General features: G+C 40.6%; 16 protein-coding genes. All 16 read right to left on the bottom strand.

The genetic code is table 11. The features are described from left to right. Positions 1-55: 55 nt before the first annotated feature. Positions 56-1,699, bottom strand: a complete 1,644-nt coding sequence (locus FOC45_RS03060) for a von Willebrand factor type A domain-containing protein (RefSeq protein ID WP_009392728.1) — start codon at positions 1,697-1,699, stop codon at positions 56-58. Between the two features lie 73 nt (positions 1,700-1,772). Continuing rightward, entirely contained in the window at positions 1,773-2,126 is a 354-nt protein-coding gene (locus FOC45_RS03055) for a 4Fe-4S binding protein (protein WP_009392729.1), read from the bottom strand. Positions 2,127-2,150: 24 nt separating this feature from the next. Continuing rightward, entirely contained in the window at positions 2,151-2,789 is a 639-nt protein-coding gene (locus tag FOC45_RS03050; protein WP_009392730.1) for a vancomycin high temperature exclusion protein, read from the bottom strand. Between the two features lie 41 nt (positions 2,790-2,830). After that, positions 2,831-3,994 (bottom strand): sigma-54 dependent transcriptional regulator, encoded by a 1,164-nt coding sequence (locus FOC45_RS03045; protein ID WP_009392731.1) that lies wholly within the window; start codon positions 3,992-3,994, stop codon positions 2,831-2,833. 145 nt (positions 3,995-4,139) lie between these two features. Beyond that, entirely contained in the window at positions 4,140-4,694 is a 555-nt protein-coding gene (locus tag FOC45_RS03040; protein WP_009392732.1) for a thioredoxin fold domain-containing protein, read from the bottom strand. Positions 4,695-4,716: 22 nt separating this feature from the next. After that, a complete protein-coding gene (gene lpxK, locus FOC45_RS03035) occupies positions 4,717-5,730 on the bottom strand; it encodes a tetraacyldisaccharide 4'-kinase (protein WP_009392733.1) in 1,014 nt (337 codons plus the stop codon). 2 nt (positions 5,731-5,732) lie between these two features. Continuing rightward, positions 5,733-6,689 carry an NAD-dependent epimerase/dehydratase family protein gene (locus FOC45_RS03030; protein WP_009392735.1) on the bottom strand — a complete coding sequence of 319 codons (957 nt, stop codon included), beginning with the start codon at positions 6,687-6,689 and terminating at the stop codon, positions 5,733-5,735. Then, on the bottom strand, positions 6,689-7,219 hold the full coding sequence (locus FOC45_RS03025; RefSeq protein WP_009392737.1) for a ferritin: 531 nt from the start codon (positions 7,217-7,219) through the stop codon (positions 6,689-6,691). The genes FOC45_RS03030 and FOC45_RS03025 overlap by 1 nt, the downstream gene beginning before the upstream one ends. Before the next feature lie 113 nt (positions 7,220-7,332). Next, positions 7,333-8,301: a hypothetical protein gene (locus FOC45_RS03020; RefSeq protein ID WP_009392739.1), complete on the bottom strand. Its 969-nt coding sequence runs from the start codon at positions 8,299-8,301 to the stop codon at positions 7,333-7,335. Between the two features lie 15 nt (positions 8,302-8,316). Further along, positions 8,317-9,408, bottom strand: coding sequence for a hypothetical protein (locus FOC45_RS03015; protein WP_052141387.1), 1,092 nt, complete (start codon positions 9,406-9,408; stop codon positions 8,317-8,319). 14 nt (positions 9,409-9,422) lie between these two features. Beyond that, positions 9,423-10,577, bottom strand: a complete 1,155-nt coding sequence (locus FOC45_RS03010; protein WP_009392741.1) for an ATP-binding cassette domain-containing protein — start codon at positions 10,575-10,577, stop codon at positions 9,423-9,425. A 140-nt stretch (positions 10,578-10,717) separates the two neighbouring features. Continuing rightward, positions 10,718-12,184, bottom strand: a complete 1,467-nt coding sequence (locus FOC45_RS03005) for a RagB/SusD family nutrient uptake outer membrane protein (RefSeq protein WP_009392742.1) — start codon at positions 12,182-12,184, stop codon at positions 10,718-10,720. 13 nt (positions 12,185-12,197) lie between these two features. Continuing rightward, positions 12,198-15,323 (bottom strand): TonB-dependent receptor, encoded by a 3,126-nt coding sequence (locus FOC45_RS03000; protein ID WP_009392744.1) that lies wholly within the window; start codon positions 15,321-15,323, stop codon positions 12,198-12,200. 476 nt (positions 15,324-15,799) lie between these two features. Next, positions 15,800-16,681, bottom strand: coding sequence for a hypothetical protein (locus FOC45_RS02995; protein WP_009392746.1), 882 nt, complete (start codon positions 16,679-16,681; stop codon positions 15,800-15,802). 102 nt (positions 16,682-16,783) lie between these two features. After that, positions 16,784-18,499, bottom strand: coding sequence for an FtsK/SpoIIIE domain-containing protein (locus tag FOC45_RS02990; RefSeq protein ID WP_009392748.1), 1,716 nt, complete (start codon positions 18,497-18,499; stop codon positions 16,784-16,786). Between the two features lie 248 nt (positions 18,500-18,747). After that, entirely contained in the window at positions 18,748-20,211 is a 1,464-nt protein-coding gene (locus FOC45_RS02985) for a UDP-N-acetylmuramoyl-L-alanyl-D-glutamate--2,6-diaminopimelate ligase (RefSeq protein ID WP_009392750.1), read from the bottom strand. Between the last annotated feature and the right edge of the window lie 24 nt (positions 20,212-20,235).

Raw genomic sequence — 20,235 nt, 5'->3', positions numbered from 1 at the left:
AATAGCCACTTATAGTTACAAACTACAAGTGGCTGCAAAGGTAATACTTTTTATTTTATTTCGGCAACATTTTTACACTTTTAACTAATCTGACAAACTCTTTTCGGTAGCCCTCTGGGTCTTTGCCTATCGCCCCTTCGGCCAATTCTATTACTTGGTCGTAAGTAGCGTTAGCTTTGTTGCTATTGTCTCTTAGCAAAATGCCAAATTCGGCTACACTGGCGGCAAATCTATAGTCAGCACTAGTCTCTTTTAAGGCTTTTTTGTTGAATATCAAAGGTTCGGTTATTTCTACACTCTTAGCATCTTTCACTTTAGGGTCTTTGTAGCGTATTTTGAGGAATCCTAACTCATTGCCTTTGCCTTTTTCGTTTAACTCTTGTGACTGATAGCGAAGACTTTGTGCTACTTTCCCGTCTGAAGGTACTAACTCATAAAGTGCAGTAACCGTATGCCCTGCCCCTATCTCGCCAGCATCTTTTTTATCGTTAGTAAAATCTTCATTGGCGAGCATTCTGTTTTCATAACCTATTAGCTTGTATTCTTTTACGTATTTAGGGTTAAATTCTAACTGTAGTTTTACATCTTTAGCTACAGCGAAAAGGGTGCCGCTCAACTCATTTACTAACACTTTTTTAGCTTCGGTAATGTTGTCTATATAGGCGTAGTTACCATTGCCTTTATCGGCTATGGTTTCTGCCATATCATCGCGGTAATTACCCATTCCGAAGCCCAAAACTGACATATAGATACCACTTTCTCGTTGTTTTTCGATGAATTTCTCTAAATCTGTCGTATTGTTTATTCCTATATTGAAGTCGCCATCAGTAGCTAAAATAATACGGTTATTACCGTTCTTTATAAACGATTTTTGAGCTTGTTCATAGGCTAACTGTATACCTTTGCCACCTGAAGTACCTCCGCTGGCATAGAGATTGTCAAGCACCTTTATTATTTTTTCTTTGTCTTTCACACTAGTAGACGGAAGCGCTACTTTAGTTCCATTAGCATAGGTTACTATCGCTACTTTGTCATCGGGTCTGAGTTGCCCTAATAACATTTTGAAAGAAGATTGTAATAAGGGCAATTTATTTTCTTCGTCCATAGAGCCTGATACGTCTATAAGGAATACAATATTAGAAGGGGGTGCTTTTGCAAGGTCTATCTTCTTAGCTTGTAACCCAATACGAAGTAATAAGTGGTTAGGATTCCAAGGAGCAGGTGCCAATTCGGGTGATACCCGTAGCGGACTGGCACTTCCTTCTTCAGGGGCGGGATAGTCGTAATCAAAATAATTTACCATCTCCTCTATGCGTACCGCATCTTTTGGGGGTATCTGTCCGTAGCCTATTATGCGGCGTACATTGGCATAAGCAGCTCTATCTACATCTGCTGAAAAAGTAGTTACAGGTTGTTGTGCTACCGCCACAAATGAATTTTCTTTTATCTCTTTGTAGGTTTCAGCATTGCGCTGTTGGGGTGGGGGTGGAGACGAGAGAATCATCTTAGATGTAGCATTTGCCGAAGGCTCCATTAGGGCAGCTTCATTCGACGTTATCTCTACATCTTCTTCTATTACCTCATCTGGTGTAGAATTGATTACACTTACCTTTTCACCGCTGTTATGCCGGTGAGAGGGGTCGCCACAAGCCGCTACCATTAGGGCAGCTGCTATACATAAGGATACATTTGTTTTCATAAGGATATTTTTATTAGAGTTTTTCACCCTTATAAAAACAAATGATGTGCCAAACTCATCAATAAATTAAACTTTACTCTTCATTATGAATGAAGCGCTTTTTAGCGTAAAGTTCCTCTTCCGTTTCTTGGTGATTACCATCAGGTACGCAGCAATCTACCGGACATACTGCCGCACATTGAGGCGTATCGTGAAAGCCTATGCACTCAGTGCATTTATCAGCTACTATAAAGTAATAGTCATCACTAACAGCCTGTATCATCTCATCGGCATCTACCTCAGCACCACTTGGCAACACAACTTTTCCTTTTAGTGTTGTCCCTTCGGCATAGCTCCATTCTTGTCCGCCCTCATAAATAGCATTATTGGGGCACTCTGGTTCACAAGCCCCACAATTAATACAATTATCCGTTATTATTATAGCCATTTTTTTATTGTCAATTATTTTTTGTTAAGTAAATCTGGGCGTTACTTCAAACCACAGATCTATAAAAAGTTTAAATCGTGCCAGATATTCGCGCACGCGTGTTTTCAGTCCGTAGTAAGCCGTTACATCTTGGGCATTAAAGCCTACTGCTTCTATATGGTGGTGTTGGGCTAAATATAATGCCCGTTGATTATGAAATCGCTGCGATATAATAAGAAAACGCTCCTTACCAAACACCTTTTTAGCACGCACTACCGAATCTAATGTTCTAAAACCTGCATAGTCTAATATGATGTTTGCTTCAGGTACCCCTCTCTGCATCAAGGCTTTTTTCATTTCTTCAGGTTCGTTATAATCGTTTCGATGATTGTCGCCACTCACCAATATGTATTGTATTTTCTTTGCCTCGTACAGCTGCACAGCCGCCTCTATTCTATAAAGAAAATACTTATTAGGCTGCCCATTTTTCAGATAAGGATTAGTACCCAATAACAAACCTACCTCGCAAGTAGGCACGGCATTTACATCGCTGTATAAGGCATTGGCTGTTTTTCTATCTACCTGCACATTGCAAGCGATAATCACCAAGAGCAACCACAGCGATAGCAAAATAGTTCCCCTCCAGAAATATTTATTCCTTAAAGGTTTAAAAAAAGATTTCATTTTTTATTATTTGTTTTTCAAGGTATCACTTCATCAGCAAATTATTTGCCTGCAAAGGCCTTTACATCGTCTTCTGAAATCTCTTTACCTCCTAAGATAAAAAGACGCTCTACCACATTGCGAAGTTCTCTGATGTTTCCTGTCCAATCCTGCTTTTGCAATAGTTCTATAGCTTTTTTGCTAAATTTCTTCGGACTTATGCCTTGTTCTTCAGCTATTTTATCAGAAAAATGAGAGATAAGTAACGGAATATCATCGCGGCGTTCGTTAAGAGAGGGGACTTTGATAAGTATTACCGCTAAACGATGATATAAATCCTCGCGAAAACGCCCTTCAGCTATCTCTTTTTTCAAATCTTTATTAGTAGCCGCTATCACACGTACATCTACACTGATGTCCTTATCGCTACCCACACGGGTAATCTTATTTTCTTGCAAAGCACGCAGTACTTTCGCTTGGGCTGACAAACTCATATCACCTATCTCATCTAAGAAAATAGTGCCATTATTAGCCGCCTCGAACTTACCTGCGCGGTCTTTTACAGCCGAGGTAAAAGCCCCTTTTATATGCCCGAACAACTCACTTTCTATCAATTCTGAAGGAATAGCGGCACAGTTCACTTCTATCATCGGAGCTTCAGCCCGCTCACTCTGGCAGTGGATAGCGTGCGCTACCAACTCCTTGCCCGTACCATTAGAACCTGTGATAAGCACACGAGCCTCAGTGGGAGCTACTTTTTCAATCATCTGTCGTATCTGTTGTAGTGGGGCACTCTCGCCTATCATCTCATAGCGCTTGCTCACTTTTTTCTTCAGATGTTTGTTCTCTACCACCAACTTTTGTTTGTCGAGGGCATTGCGCACTGTGTTGAGCAGACGATTTAGATCGGGCGGTTTAGAAATATAATCATAAGCCCCCAGACGCATAGCATTTACAGCCGTTTCTAAGTCGCCGTGACCCGAAATCATCACAAAAGGAACTTCTGGTTTTATCTTTTTAGCCTCGGTGAGCACCTCCAATCCGTCCATTTTAGGCATTTTGATATCGCACAACACCAAGTCGTAATCGTCTTTTTTCAGTTTTTCTAAACCTTCTATACCATCTGAAGCCTCAAAGACCTCGTATTCTTTACTTTCTTCTTGCAATATCTTAGAAAGTACCCGCCGTATAGCCGATTCATCTTCTATAATAAGTATTTTTGTCATATTGTTAATGTGTCAGTTCGTTGATTTATCAATTTGCCAATTGGCTAATCAGTTTGCAAAAATAATAAAAAAATAAAAAACTCCTGACATTATGTCAAGAGTTTTTCTTTTTAATTATGAAAAAGTGATTTTAAAATGGACGCTATTAGTTAGCTTTAAAAGTACTTTTAAAGTTGTTTTGATAGTTTTGAAACTCTTGCTGGGTAGTGATTTTCTTATAGTCGTTAGTAGCAAATAGTTTCAAATACACTTCTAACTGCGAAGGTGTCATATAGCTAGCTATGCTGGTTATTAGGTCAGCATTTTCATCTAAGAATAGCATAGTAGGGTAAGCCTGCACCTGTAAGTAGTTAGTAAAAGGATGAATTGAGTTTCTACGGTCTGCCAAAGCTGGGTCATAACCTTTGTTTTCAAAACGTTGTCCTTTGTAGTTTACCACTTCATTACCTTCACCGTTAAATTTCACCGCATAGTAATTGTCGTTTACGTATTTTGCTAAATCTTTGTTAGCAAAAGTGTTGTTAGACAACATCTTACAAGGGCCACACCAGCTGGTGTATACATCTATAAATATTTTCTTAGGTTTCTTCTTTTGTGCTGCAATAGCTTGGTCAAAAGTCATCCATTTAATTTCTTGAGCTTCAAGAGTAATAGTGGCTGCAAACAAAAGCACCACCATAGCGATAAGTTTTTTTGTCATAAGGTACTTGTATTAATAACATTTATTCTTGCGTAAGTGCACCAAAAACTGTGCCAAATTTTACTGCGTCTTCATTAGTACAGAACTGCATGTCGATGGGCAGGTAGTATAACCCCTCCCAGCTTTGCTCAAACCGCACATAATCTTTCTCGGTAGTTAGTACACGCAAGCCTTGCAGTTGTTGCAATTCTTTATCAGTAAAATGATGATGGTCAGGAAAGGCTATATGCTGAAAGTCAACTCCTTTACTCTTTAGAAAATCTAATAACGGCTGCGGATTGGCTATGCCTGTTACTAAGGTAAAAGGTTGTTGTATAAACGATTCTAAGGGACTTTCGCCTGCTGCCGAATACACTTGCTCACTATAGGCTATAGTAGCAAAAACAATAGGAGTTTGTGGGCGGGTCTTTTTCTGCAACTGTGCCACAATACGTTCGCGTTCAGCAGCAGATAGGTCGGGCGGACATTTAGTCACTACCACTATATCAGCTTGCTGCACACGGCTCACCACATCGCGGAGTCGCCCCATAGGTAGTAGCCAATCGTCAGTAAATAGCTGCCCATAAGCCGTTAGGACTATATTTTTAGTTGCTTTTATAGGGCGATGCTGAAAAGCATCATCTAAGATAACCACTGTAGGCGGGGTTGGCAATTGCAACAGCTGCCGCATCCCCTCTACCCTATCTCCACAAACAGCTAAAATAATATCTTTATGAAATTTTCGCCAGAATTGGAAAGGCTCATCGCCTAAATCAGCTACTGTGGACTGTGCATCAGCTAACACAAAGCCTTTCGTCTTGCGCTTATACCCCCTACTGAGTACTGCCACACGGCACTTAGGGTGCAACTGCCTGACCAAGTATTCCACCATCGGACTCTTGCCAGTACCCCCTACCGCTACATTACCTACGCAGATAGTTGGCACTGCAAAAGTATGTTCTTTAAAAATCCCCGTATTATAGCACCAATGCCGCAAGCGCACTATCGCCCCATAAAGAAGCGCAAAAGGGAAAAGTAAAAACGATAAGTATCGCATTGTTATTCGTAATTAAAATCGATATACTTCTTTATCTTCTCGCCGTTATAAGTGGTTACCGTGCCCAGCGCATCGGCAGAGGCAAGAGTAAGGGTTCGCTTCTTAAGGTGCAAAAAGCTCAATACCCCATCGAGGCGCGCCAAGAAGCGCAACATCTGATGCGACACTCGTTTAGTAGGGGCTTTCACCCCTAATTGTTTAGCAATACGCTCTAAAACAGCTTTATAAGTTAGGTTTTCAGCATTTAGTACAAAGCGTTCGCCCTCTACCTCAGAGAATTGTAGCTGCACCATAGCGCGCACTACATCATCTACCCCTACAAAACCTGTAGCACCAGCCGGATAATAGCGCAACCCGTCGGCTACTTTCTTGTACAACAAGCCTGAGCCTCTATCAGCAAAATCGCCCCCCAACACTACTGAAGGGTTTACTATTACTACCGGCAAGCCTTCTTGCGAACCGCGCCATACCTCCATCTCTGCTCCGTGTTTACTGATAGCGTAATCGGTATTATTATCTTCGTTATTCCAATCGTTTTCCTCGTCTATAGGGGTATGAGGTAGGGTTGAAAGAGTAGCTACCGAACTTACATAACAGAGTTTTTTTACCCCAAAGTCGATACTGAGGTTCACTATATTGGCAGTGCCCTGTACGTTCACCTCTATAAGTTTATCAAAATCTTGGGGCTGAAATGAGATTAAACCAGCACAATGAAAAACGAAAGTAACACCCTCGAACGCTTTTTCAAGTGCGGGGATGTTACTTAAGTCTGCTTGTATCCATTCGATAGTGTCAAACTGAGCGGCGCCACTATCGCTGTGTTTTACAAATAATTGTCTGATTTTCTCAAGCGATTGGGTATTGCGGTAGATAGCCCTCACTTTATACGCCTTATTTTTCGTAAGATTCAAAAGCAAGCGGCTGCCTATTTGCCCCGTTCCGCCAGTTACTAAAATCATTATTCTTGTTCTAATGGTATACGTTCGTCAATAAGTTTGAGCGCGATAGGCGAGTCGTTATCATTGTAAAACTCAAATAGGTCTAAGATAGAGTGTACTAAGCGTTCTTCTTCTAATTGCTCTTGTACAAACCATTGCAAGAAGTTTTCTGAAGCATAGTCGTCTGACTGACGCGCTTTCTTGAAAATAGCAAAAATAGACTGAGTTACTTTTATTTCGTGCTCTAAAGTTTTTTCGTATACTTCTTTTAGTGAACCGAATTCTTGTTGTACTTCTCCTACTTTAGGAGCGAAAGCACGAGCACCGTTTTCATTAAGGAAACGGAAGATTTTCATCATATGGTCTCTCTCTTCTACAGCGTGGTTATAGAAAAACTCAGCACTGCGTGAGTAACCATTGTATTCTGTCCAAGAAGCCATAGCTAAATAAAGCGAACTTGCTTCTGCTTCTTTACTTACTTGTTCGTTAAGAAGGTCGATAATTTCGGGGTGCAAACTAGTTTGCGTTCTGGTGTACTTTGTTTTTGACATATGTTATAATTATTATTAAGTTTTTTAGTGCGGCAAAGGTACTAATTTTTCACCAATTAGCAACTAAAAAAGATATTTATATACCAAATTTTAATTAAATCTATTTTTTATCATTATTCCGCTCCTGCCTTCCACTGGTGCAGTACCCTCGAATAGAAATATATAAACACAAAAGTAGCTGCTAATATTACATAGTTATTAGGCAAACTACTTGGCAACAGTCGCCCCTCTATAAGCAATAGGGTGCTGTAGGAAGCGGGAACAAATACAATAAGCGAAAAGTTGATGAGGATAGCCGAATGCAGCTTGCTGATATGTCCTAATAGGTATACTGAGGCAAATATCATCAGATAAGCGGTTAGTATGTACAACCACGCCACCGAATCGCCACCCAAAGCAAAGACTGTTATTATTGATAGGATAGCCAAAAGCAGTGCCAGCACGTGCGAAAAAACAATACCAAAAAGAAATGAACGCACATTAGTGACCCTCACACAAAATACTATCAGCGAAAAGAAGAGGGCTATCATCATAAAAATATCAAGATAGCCTAATATCTTTACTACTCCTATTTTATTTTCAGCATTTGTAATAACGTAATACGCCTCTTGTAGCTGAGGGTCATCATAGTCCATTTTGTTTTCTATTGTAGGGTATTGCAGTTTAAGTGACGCTACATACGAAGACGAGTAATGACACCTAAAACGTACATCTTCGCCCATCACAAACGATATAAAAAACGAAATAGAGGCAAAAACTATCAGAAAATACTGTACAAACTGCCCGAAGAGTTTGAGCGCATTACTGGGGTAAAAATGCTTAAAGGCGTTGTTTTTGCTCATCTGCACTAACCAGCCTACCAACAGCAAAGTAGAAATGACAAAATTGAGCAAAAAGGCTATTGGAAAGAATTTTTCTATTGTACCAAAATATTTTGTACTAAAGTCTTCTTCATTCACCGAAAAGAAGCCAAAAAGAAAGAAAAACAAGTGCGCACAAAGGGCAATGCCCAATAGCCACACTATTTTGGTATTCCACAGAGACGGATAACGCTCTAATAAATATTGTTCTATTTTCTTCATTTGCTTAATAATTTGTTATTCGGGCAATGCCTTCCAACGCAGCACTGCTTTTGTGTATAGGGCGGTAAAAGCCATTACCACCAGTACAAATATCCCTTGCATCAGGTAGTACCCAAAATAAGAGCCTGCAAAAAAATCCATGCAATCTGATAATGCATTGAGTGCCTCATAATCGTAGTAGTTTTCCGATGTATTAGCTAAATAGAGACAATGATAGATAAGTTTTATCAATAGATACCCTAAAAAGAAAAACGCTAATCCAAAAAATGTTATTGATACATTCAGCAGCACCCCACTGAAGAGCTTGCGTATCTTGCCCTGTAGCTTGAGTGAAAGCACTAACACAACTACATAGGTAAGCAGAAAGAGCCCCATTGCGCATTCTTCATCGTAATAAGAGGTAAACTCGGTTAGCGGAATAAAGAGTATTGCCAGCATCGTGACTAACAGACTCAGTACCCCCGAAAAGACTACCGAAAACAAAAAAGTGCGGAGCCCCGTAGCACGTATGCAGAAAAGCACCATCGCCATAAAAAACGACAATATTACAAACACTTGTAATGGCTCATATACACAATATTTAAAATCTCTTTCTTTAAGCCGTTGGGCATTTTGGGCTATGTAATACTCTTCTACCTGCTCTTGCGGATAATAGTCGGTATAGTCATACATCTGGTAATCCTCGGGATAGTAATGTAGCACTTCGTCTATATAGCTATCAGTATACCGCCAGTGTGCCTTTGCTTTCTGGCCTGCAAAAAACGGTACCGCCAACGAAATTGATAGCAGTATCGTCAGAAAGAAACATACGAACTGCCCAAAGATTTGTCGTGCCTTTAACGGATAAAAATGCTGCAAGGCATTATTGCGGAACAGATAGATAAGCCAGCCTACTAACAGCAGCACACTGACAATTAGATTTAGTATTAAGGGTATCCCCTCGTAGCTGCTGTAGATACTGTAGTAGCTATCTTTGAGCATATCGTCATTTATAAGACAAAAACCACCTATAAAAAACAATATCTGCGCCAAGAGTGCTAAGGGCAGTACCCAAACGATGTGCGTATTCCAAATAGTAGGATAACGCTCTAACAAATACTTATTCATAACTCCCCTCATATTTAACTTACAAAAAACCTACGTGTAGAAGCCGATATATTGCGAATATAAGTAAGGTCTATCTTTGCCTTACCCAAAGCCTCTAATACAGCCGAATACTCGGTATTAGGGCGGAAATACGCTACATATACCCCTCCGTTGTAGTTGAGTTTCTCAAGCGCAAATGCTTTGAATACTGCCATCAATTCTTCGCGGGTGTTAGTAGTATCTATCTCTACTATCAGCGGCATAGCCTCTTCTGTGGCAGTTGCCTCGGCATTATCTGTATACTGACCGTTGCGCAAGAATATTACCTTATCTGATATTTTCTCTACCTCAAAAAGCTGCTGCGAACTGAGGATAAGGGCAATAGGGTGATTTACCGAGTTGGCTATCATCTTCAGGTCTTCTAAGATAACCTGTTGTGCCAATACATCCAAATTACCCAAAGGCTCATCGAGTAGGAGAATTTCCGGCTGGCGCAAAAGGGTACGCGCTAACTCAAAGCGCATTTTATAACCTGACGAAAGGGCATTCCAATCTAAGTGTTGGTACTGCCAAAGCCCTAAACGGGCAATCATAAGCAGGGTGCGCAGCTCGTTTTCTTCAGCCGGAATACCATAGCTTGAAAGGGTAAATTTCAGATTGTCTTTCAGGCTACCATACCACTTTTCGGTGCGCTGGGGTATGTAGATAAGTTTAGTACGCAGGTCATAGTCGTTCTTAGGTCGCTCGGTAAAGTAGTATTTCACTACTCCCGAATCGTATGACAGGTCGCGTGCTAAAATGCGCAATAGGGTAGTTTTACCATTGCCGTTCTCGCCTACCAACCCATATACTTGTCCTTTTTTGATAGAAAGCGAGATAGGGCCTAACTGAAAGCGCCCTAAAGCATAGTGCTTGCGCACCTCTTCAGCTACTAATACAGCCGTTTCTGTAGGGAGTTCCGTTACCTTGCAATCGGCTATCTCTCTGAGTAGCACTGTAGCTTTTTCGATAAGAGTTTCTACCTCAGCAGGGTGTTTTTCTTTCCAATCAGTTAGTGCGATGGCTTTCTCATAAATAGACATCTGCTGCGTATCAGCAGCACAATCTAACAATTTTCTGAAAGCTAAACCTATATCTTTCTGTGTAAAATATTGCAGTGTTTCTTGCACACGTAGCTGGTGTTTATTCATAACAAAACATTTATGGCGACAAAGATACTAAATAAAGACGAAATGTGAAAGAGTAAACACAAAAAAGTTACCCGAAGAAAATACTCCTTCGGGCAACTCCGTCTATTTAGGTTCTTGTTTAGTCTGTTGTAGGTTGTCTTTTACTCGTTTTGTACCATTTTAGCGTTTGATTCTATCTCATCTTGTGGTATTTGGTATACCCAACGTTTATCTCCTGCAGGTACGGTCACCTTAAAAGTATGATTACTGCCTGCCTCTTTGCGGTCTACCCCTAAGTGCCAACGCTTAAAATCGAAGAAAGAGGTACCTTCGCCCCAAAGCTCTATACGGCGTTGCGTGCGCACTTCTTCGCGCATAGCCGCTTGGGTAGTTGCGGTGAGTGTATAAGAAGGGTCGCGATAGTTCTGCATAAAATCTTCGAGGGTAGTCTTGGCAGTAGTCAAATCGTTTTGCTCTACTAAAGCCTCTACATACAAAAAGAAAGGATCTTCTATGCGTATGAAACAGTAATCGCTCAAGAAACGCTGGTCGGTAGCGTACTTTACATTAGCATAATTGGGCAAACTATAGCGGTCTGCTATCGCAGGGAAAAGCGTACTATTGATGTATATTTTCTTGCGCACATCAGTATCAGCTATTTTAGCGTAGAGGTTGCTGTACATATTCTTATAAGCCCCTGCTCCCCCTGCATACCCTTGTGTTATGGTATTGTCGATATGCGAGTAGAAAGAACCCCAAGAGGTGGTAGTTTGCTGGGTGATGTCGTAGCCCCAGAGCCAAGAAGTGTTACTAATATCCCACTTAGCCCCTTGCACTTCAGCCATTGATGTATAATTGAAATCAGAAGCATTAAGCACTATTTGGGCGTATTGGGCTACCTTTGCCCACTCTTCTTTATGCGCATATACTTTAGCCAAATAAGCAGCTGCTACGGCTTTATCAACATCTTCTTTGCTTTCGGTAATGGTAAAGCGAGCATCATCTACTACCGATAAATCTTCTATCATTTGGGCATACACCTCTGCCACTGTAGCGCGTGCTAACTTGGCATCAGTAGGCTTCAGCATTAGCGGCACCCCTAATTTTGTTTCGTTGCCCTTATAAGAATGCTGATACAAATTCACCAAATAGTAGTAATAAAGAGCCCTTAACGACTTCAGTTCAGCATATTTCTGATAAAGCACTTGCTCGGTAGGGACTTCAGCAAAATAATCGGCTAAAATGGTGTTGATAGCACTAATTTGTCGGTAGAGAAAATTCCACATAAAGCTAGTGCGCGAATAGGTAGCGTTTCGCATATCGAAATAATAGTCATAACTGAACCAATGATACGAAGCTTGCACCATATCCTGCCCTGTAAGGTCTAAGGATAGATGGATAGACTTCAGCCCAAACGAATCGTGATAGCTATTCTGTAGTGCTACATTATTATTATAAATACCATTGAGCTCTACTTGTAGTAAGCTGGCTTTAGTATCTACATCGGCTTTGAGCTCCTCTTTGCGCTGGTCGGTGAGGTATTCATCTACCTTAGGGTCGAAATCACTCTTAGAACAAGCGGTAATAAGTAGTGATAAAAAAGCGGTGGAAAGTATATATTTTTTCATAGCTTTTGCAATTTTAAAAAGTGAGTGTTAATCCCATTGAAACGGTACGAATAGGGCTGTATACGGCAGCTGTATTACTGCCCGACAAGCTAGTACGAGGGTCTAAGCCCTTGCGGTGGCTCCACAAATACACATTATCAGCCGTAAGGTAGTAGCGCAGCTTAGTAAGCCCTAATTTCTCTACCATCTGGCGCGTGAAAGTATACCCCAAACTTATATTGCGCAGCGATAGATAGTCTGACGATACCATAAAGCGGTCAGAAAGATTAAGCATCTTCTGATTAGCAAATTCAAGACGCGGAATGTCTGAGGTGGTATTATCAGGCGTCCAACGATTGCGAATGTCAGTATGCCAAGTTCTACCCAAGTCGCCTGAATGCATCAGTCCAGCGTACTGATAGTCATAGAATTTACCCCCTAACTGGTAAGAAAACTGTACTGCAAGGTCAAAATTATAAGCACTAAGAGTGGTACCAAAGCCCCCTTGTAAGTCAGGAATAGAAGTGCCTGCATATTGCTTGCTCGAACTATCGTAATCTGCACTGCCTTTCAGCTCATATTCGCCCGTAGTAGCATTTTTTACATAGAACTGGGCATCGCCATTGGTAGGATTTACGCCTCCCCATTTCACCAAATAAAAATCGTATATACTGCCTCCCTCTTTCAGTGTTTGATAGCCACGTGTTAGTCCTTTTTCACGTAATTCTTCAGGTAGGCGAGTTATTTCGTTCTTGTAGTGCAAGCCATTTACTGAAACAGTCCACTGTACTTTATCAGTACGCACAGGGGTTACCGCTAATGAAAACTCTACCCCTTTGTTTACCATATCAGCTACGTTGCGCGGTTCTGAACTAAAGCCCGTAGAAGCAGGTAACGGCATATTAAACAGCAGGTCGTTGGTTTTCTTTACAAAGTAGTCAGCCTCCAAGGTGAGTCTGTTTCTAAAGAAACCTAATTCTATCCCTGCATTGAGGTTGCCACTCTCTTCCCAAGTGATATTGCGATTGCCTTTATAGCTGGCTACAAGCCCTGGGGTATTGCCATTAGTACTTACGCTGTAGAGCGTCATATAAGGCACGTATGAGCGCCCTCCGCCAGGTAAATAAAGCTCGTCATTACCCTGTACCCCATAGCTCAACTTCAGTTTTACCAAATCTACGAAATCTACTTTCTCTAAAAACTTCTCTTCGCTAAGCAACCAAGAGGCTCCTACTGACCAGAAAGTACCCCAACGATTTTCGGGTGCAAATACTGATGAGCCATCACGGCGCAAACTAGCTGAAAGGTAATACTTTTGCTGATAGTTAGCATTTAGCTGACCGAAGTAGCCTTCTACAAAGTAACGCCGAGTATATGAGGTGAGTGAACTGAGCACCGCAGCATTATTGAACTCGCTATTGCGGGGGTCTACGAAGTTCTTCTTGCTACCCTCTATAGTACCGAAACGCTTCTGATAGCTTTCGTGACCAAAAAGGGCTTCTATACCATAATTATCCCAATTTTTGCTATAGCGCAATAATTGGTTAAAGGTCATTACTATATTGTCAGATTTGTACTTAGTTGATTCCCCTCCATAGTTCTTACCTGCACCACCTAATGGAGTAGTGAAGTAGTTCACATCATAGAAATTAGCATAAAAATTGCCATTTACTGAAAAAGTGAGATTTTTATGCAGTTGTGCCTCTAACGAAAGCGCCTGATTGAAATAATAATCGCGACTGTAGTTTAGATTCTCGCGCTGTGTAGCTACAGGGTTGGTATTATCATTAAACTTTCGGGTAGCCCCATAGTCGTAAGTATTTAATCGATTGCCATTGGCATCGTGCTCGTAGATAGGATAAATAGGCGCTATCGTTCGCGTCCACGCAAAAGGGTTATCATAGCTGCTGCTCTCTGTACTGCCTTGTTTTTCGGTGTAAGTAATCATTGAAGAAGCATTGGCTTTTAGCCAAGAAGTAATGTCGCCCTTGTAAGCAAAACGAGTAGAATAGCGGTTAAAATAACTATTCATATTATAGCCCTCATCGCCCAAATAGCCAAAAGAGAAGTAAAAACTATTGTGTTCAGTACCTTTGGTCATACTCAGGTTGTGCTCTTTGCGCACACGACTATTGAAGAGAGCCTTTTCCCATTGGTTGAAAGTAGCCGCATCAGAATATTTGATAGTAGCGGCAGGATTAAGTTTACCGGTAGGCAGTACCACCTTATCATCAGCTACGTTATAGATATTATAGCCTGCCCCCACATTATTGATAAGCGATTGGCTGGCATTGCTGCGCGCCAAGGCATCAGCTTGTCTTTGAGCGTACAAATTCTGGTTGTAAAGCGCCGCCCAAAGCGTTTCGTAGTATTCGCCAGGGCTGCTGATAATATCATACTCAGGGATACCGCGGTAGTTGAAGCCCAACTTACTATCTACCGAGATAGATAGGCGCCCTTTAGAACCACTTTTGGTAGTGATAAGCACCACCCCATTAGCACCACGAGCTCCGTAGAGAGCCGAAGAGGAAGCGTCTTTTAGCACGTTCACACTCTCTATATCGCTGTTATTGATGGCGTTGAGCGTCCCTTCAAAAGGCATCCCGTCTAAGATGATAAGGGGAGCACTTGAAGCGTTGATAGAGCCAATACCCCTAATGCGGATAGCAGAACTACTACCAGGTTGCCCTGACGAGGTAGAGATTTGCACCCCTGCGACAGCCCCTTCTAAGGTTTTGGCCACATCGGTAGTCTGTTTGGCCTGAATAGCGTCGGCCTTGATAGTAGCCATAGAGCCTGTAAACGATTTTTTGTCGGTAGTACCATAGGCTACTGCTACTACCTCAGTACCTTCGAGCTGTTGCACATCAGCAGAGAGGACGATATGCAGCGTGCGCTCCTTGCCTACCTTTACCTCTTTAGGAGCATAGCCGATAGTCGAAAAGACCAAGATATCGCCCTGATGAGCTTTCATCTCGAAGTTACCATTCCAATCGGTAGCCATACCCTTAGCAGTACCTTTGATGACGATAGCCGCCCCTGGCAGCTCAAGTCCGTCTTCATCTTTTACGGTACCTTTGATAGTTACTTCCTGAGCTATTAGCCAAAAAGGGAAAAGCCAACAGAAAATAAACAAAGCGATTTTGTGTGTGTTATCCATACATTTATACGTTTTAATGCGCCAAAAGTATCATTATCTTTCGTAACTACCAAGAAAAAAGTAAAAATTTAACAAACATTAACAATTTAGCGTTGTTTTGTGATATTTACTATTTTGCAAGAAACGCAAAAGAGAAGCAGCCAAAAGGTCTTTTATTGAAAGATTATCAGTTTTAGAGGCTTTCTGCTGCAAAAAATGCAAAATTTTAACAAAGAGGAAGAAGAGACAAAAGTTGGTTGTTGTTCGCTCACCCTTCGCTCATCGTTCGCTGAAGGTTCGCTGAAGGTTTGTGTATGGGAAGGGTGAGAAGGCTGGGAAGAATGGGACAAGTGAGACAGGTGGGACAAGTGAGACAGGTGGAAGAAATGAGAAGGCTGTGAGGGCTGAGAAGAATGGGAGGAATGGAGATGATTGGTAAATAAAAAAGAGTGATAGAAATCGTTCTATCACTCTTTGTATAGTAACTTATGTAAGTCTTACAAATAATAGCCCATAAATTCTTTCTTACAATTATTATTATTGAGCACTTTTGTTAAATCCTGACAATAGACAATATATTTGTTAGTCTCAGGAATAGACATTTTATCTGTACCTGGGTAAATGAAAGCTATGTAAGTAATATTTTTATCAATCATTATAGCCATTCTTGATACAAATTTTTTAGCTACAGAGTCAGCTCTATGAGGATCTAACTCAATAATAATACAATGATCCGTTTTTTCATTTCGCCCAAAAATATCAAAACTATCTCTTTGATTATCAGAAGGAGTGTACTCTGTTTCCCATTTATATTCCTTTAAAACAGTTTCTAAATATGACTTTAGTGACTTCTGTAGTTCTAAAACAAGTTCTTTAACTTCTTCTCTTAATTTCTTATTACGATCAAAGGGGAATTTGAACTTTTGTAATATAGTAGCAATATCCTTTTTTGTAGGAAAGTTTGTCTCTTCACTTTCTTCTAAAATAAAAGGAATTCCAAAATCCTCTGTTGTAAAAAATAATCTTTTTGTACTATTGCCTCCTTCAACTCCTTCATCTTGCCCTAACTTTTTAATAGCTTTATTTAATTTAGGTAGAAAAGAGGCAGTATCAATATTTGAAAAGTCAAATATAAACTCTCCATCAATATTGATTAACCGATCTTCTATTTTTTCATATTTCTTATTATTTGATGCAACAAAAATTTTTACATTTCCTTGTTGCCCTTTAACAAGCGTATCGAGAACTAACTTTAAGAGACTTTTGTAATCAGAATTTCTTTCATTTTTAGTTCCCTTAGTTCCACCTCTTGACTCTAAAATAATACCAGTCATTCCTTCATAAGAGCCATTATAAAGGTATTTTTTATTATTTCCCATATATAAAAAATTAAATTATTTAACGCCCCAAAATTAGTGACTATTTTTATTACTGCCAAATATAAAATGTTAAATTTTAGGGCGTTAGGGTTGTTGTTTTTATTATTTATTTATTAATTGAAATGTTTGTTGTGATAGCACTTTTTCTATTTCGGCAATGAGTGCTATAGGGGTGAGTTCCTTGGCTAAACTTGGCTTACGTAGTACTTCTCCTGCTATTTCCTTAATGTTATAAGGTTCTACAAGGTTTGTAATGCGTTCTCTAAGGGCTACAACTATCTTGCTCAGTTGTGGATAGTCCGTGTTAGGCAGCGTATCGAATATAGGACAAACTATTTTTGTCGGACTGATACCTATCGAAAAAGTAGCAGGTAAAAACTCACTGCGGTCGATTACAAAAGGGGCTATTTTGCCATTAAGAGCTCGACTATAGACAGCTTCTTGATTGATAAGCAAATGTCCGCTTTTCTCTAAGAAATCTACATAGGCTACATTGCTGATTTTCTTAGGGGTATCATCTGTAAGATAGGTGGCTTCGTTAATGATGCGAAGAAGCATTTCTTCAAAAAGACTACGCTCTGAACTATTAAAAAAACGCGTTATCGCAAACAAAGGTAGTGCTACTTTCTCATCGCTACCACACAATTGAGCGTACACCAAGCTTTTAGCCAAAGCCTCTTTAAACGTTTTAACGCTGAGCTTTTCATTCGCGCTGTGTTTACGGTCGCGTTTTCTCCGTTTCAAAAGTTTGTCTATGTGTTTCTCTAATTCTCGTACCCTATACGACTCTTTTATAAGAATACGTTTTTGCGAGATTTCTCCTTTTCTAAAGGCTACTATCTTCTCAAAAATAGTTTCTTCAAAAAAAGGTGCTAAAATCTCGGTTCGCTCATACCACAGAGTGCTATCGCGCTTATACTCAAGCATCGTGTCGAATACCTTGTGAAAATCGACTACCTTTTTTACTGTTGCCTGCTGTTGCACATAGTCAGTAAAACTACCGATGAGGTGAATGCCTTGTTTAAAACTCTCTTCTAAAGCGTTCCACTGCTCAGGATATTGCTGGTACAGGGCATAAGCATCGCTAATGCAGACTACGATACGCGGTGAATAGGTCTGCGCTTGCAAGCGTTTTTCGTTTTCGGCAATCAGTGCTTGTAATACCTCTTGAGGGTTGGTAGCAGTAGTAAAACTGTAAGGCGCAATGACTTCCTTTAAGAAGCTATCGGATGCGTTTGCACTATCTATCCATACCAATTGAACCTCTTCGGGTGTTTGCCTGAATAACAGCGACAGCAATACGAGTTGTAACCCCTTGCAGGTAGTGGCAGGAGTATCATTTTTAATAGCCCAATGCGTTTGGGTAACTAAATCAACGATGTGAATATCGTGGTTATTAACTCCTAAAGCAATAGGCAAGGTCATAGCCGCATTTCGGAATTGTGAAGCACAGAACAATTCGCTTAAATGTACCCAACGAGTGCTTTGGTTAGGAATTGCGATGCGCAGGAATTGCTTTTCTATGCTATTGGCAATAAAACTGTTGGTTGATAGTACATAACCTTTCGGGAAGGCTTTTTGCACTCTCTCAAAATCATCTTGCCGAAACAGCGATTTCATTTTCACCGAGAAAACGTTCTGTTTTCGCTCAACAGTAGGGTGAAAAGTACCTTTGAAAGGCAAATCAAGCAATTGGAGCGTTTCCTTAATATAACGCTCTTGTTCAACAATTTCGCGTTCTAAAAGCACACGCATAGTCATTTCTGACTGACCGAGCAGTGCTATGGGCAACTGCATTGATAAATTCTGGTTTTGCATATAAAATAAAATTAATAATATTATCTATATATATCGTTTTTTCTCTCAGATATAAGTAAAAAACAAAAAAGTTATTAACAATTTTCTTATATTACTGATTATCAATGCTATATTTTTTTATACTTTTTCTTGTCTAACTTACAACAATACACACCAGAGTTTTTTAGCACAAATAAGCACAAAAAAACTTTGCTAAGAGTTTTAGGGCTCTTAGCAAAGTTTATTATCTAAATTATATTTCTACGCTTCTATTTCTTGTATAATTCTAAATACTCGCGGACGATTTCAAAGTCGTCAAAATGGTGTCTCACCCCTTTGATTTCTTGGTAAGTTTCGTGTCCCTTACCTGCGATAAGGACAATGTCTCCTTTTTGGGCGTTCTTGCAAACAGATTGTATCGCTTGACGACGGTCGGTGATAGTTTGTACTTTATGAAAGTGCTGTGCTTGTACCCCTTGTTCCATCTCTGATAAGATAGCCTCAGGCTCTTCATTGCGGGGGTTGTCGGACGTAAGGATTACATTATCGCTGAGGGTTGTGGCTATATCGGCCATTATAGGGCGCTTGCCTTTATCGCGATTGCCCCCACACCCCACTACAGTAGTGAGGGTCTCGTTGTGCGTGCGTATATCGTTAATCGTTTTGAGTACATTTTCGAGTGCATCGGGGGTATGGGCATAATCTACTATGGTAATGACGCCTGTAGCTGAAACGGCATACTGAAAACGCCCTGCTACAGGTTCTATCGCACTGATAAGGGTAAGCGCCTCAAGCTCGTCTACCCCTAAAAGAGTAGCTGCCCCAAAGACTGCCAAAAGGTTATAAGCATTGAACTCGCCTATGAGCTTCGTCCATACCTCGTGCTGATTGATACGCAATAGCAATCCGTCAAACCTACTCTCTATAATATGCGCTTTATAGTCGGCGTGTGTTTTGAGGGCGTATGTTTTCTTTTGAGCCTTAGTATTCTGCAGCATAAAAGCACCATTCTTATCGTCGATATTCACCAAAGCAAAAGCGGTAGAAGGTAGCGCATCAAAGAAGCGCTTCTTTACATCGCGGTAGGCTGCAAAAGTTTTGTGATAGTCGAGGTGGTCGCGGGTGAGGTTAGTGAAAATACCCCCTGCAAAGTGTAATCCTTCAGTACGGTGCTGGTCGATGCCGTGCGAACTCACCTCCATAAAGCAGTATTTTACCCCTTGTTGTACCATTAAATGCAAATAATAATGTAACTGAAGAGGGTCGGGAGTGGTGTGGGTAGCCTCAAAACGCTGGTCGTCTACATATACTGCCACCGTAGAGAGCAAGCCTGCCTTTTGTCCCGCCTTTCTAAATAGTTGGTATAGCAAGGTTGCAATAGTAGTCTTACCATTAGTGCCCGTTACCCCTACTAGGGTAAGCTTTTCAGATGGATTGCCATAGAAATTAGCCGCAATAAGGGCTAAAGCACTATGACTGTTGGGTACTACTATATAGCTAACATCGGGAAAGAGCAGTTGCGGTAATTGCTCGCATACTATTGCAGTAGCTCCACTGCGTGTAGCTTGGTCTATATATTCGTGTCCGTTGGATTGCGTACCTGCTATGGCAACAAACATACTTCCTTTTTCTACCTTGCGAGAGTCAAAACAAACGGAAGTAATAGGTTTATCTTCTACATAAAGAGAAGCTTTTATAGTGAGGTTGTTTAATAAAGAGGTTAAATTAGTCATTCGTTATTAGTTGTTAGTCGTTAG

This window comes from Capnocytophaga sp. FDAARGOS_737, from assembly GCF_009730375.1.
In the GTDB taxonomy this organism is placed as follows: Bacteria; Bacteroidota; Bacteroidia; order Flavobacteriales; family Flavobacteriaceae; genus Capnocytophaga; species Capnocytophaga leadbetteri.
The sequence above is the reverse complement of the archived record's forward strand: the minus strand, read 5'-3'. Positions and strand labels throughout refer to the sequence as shown.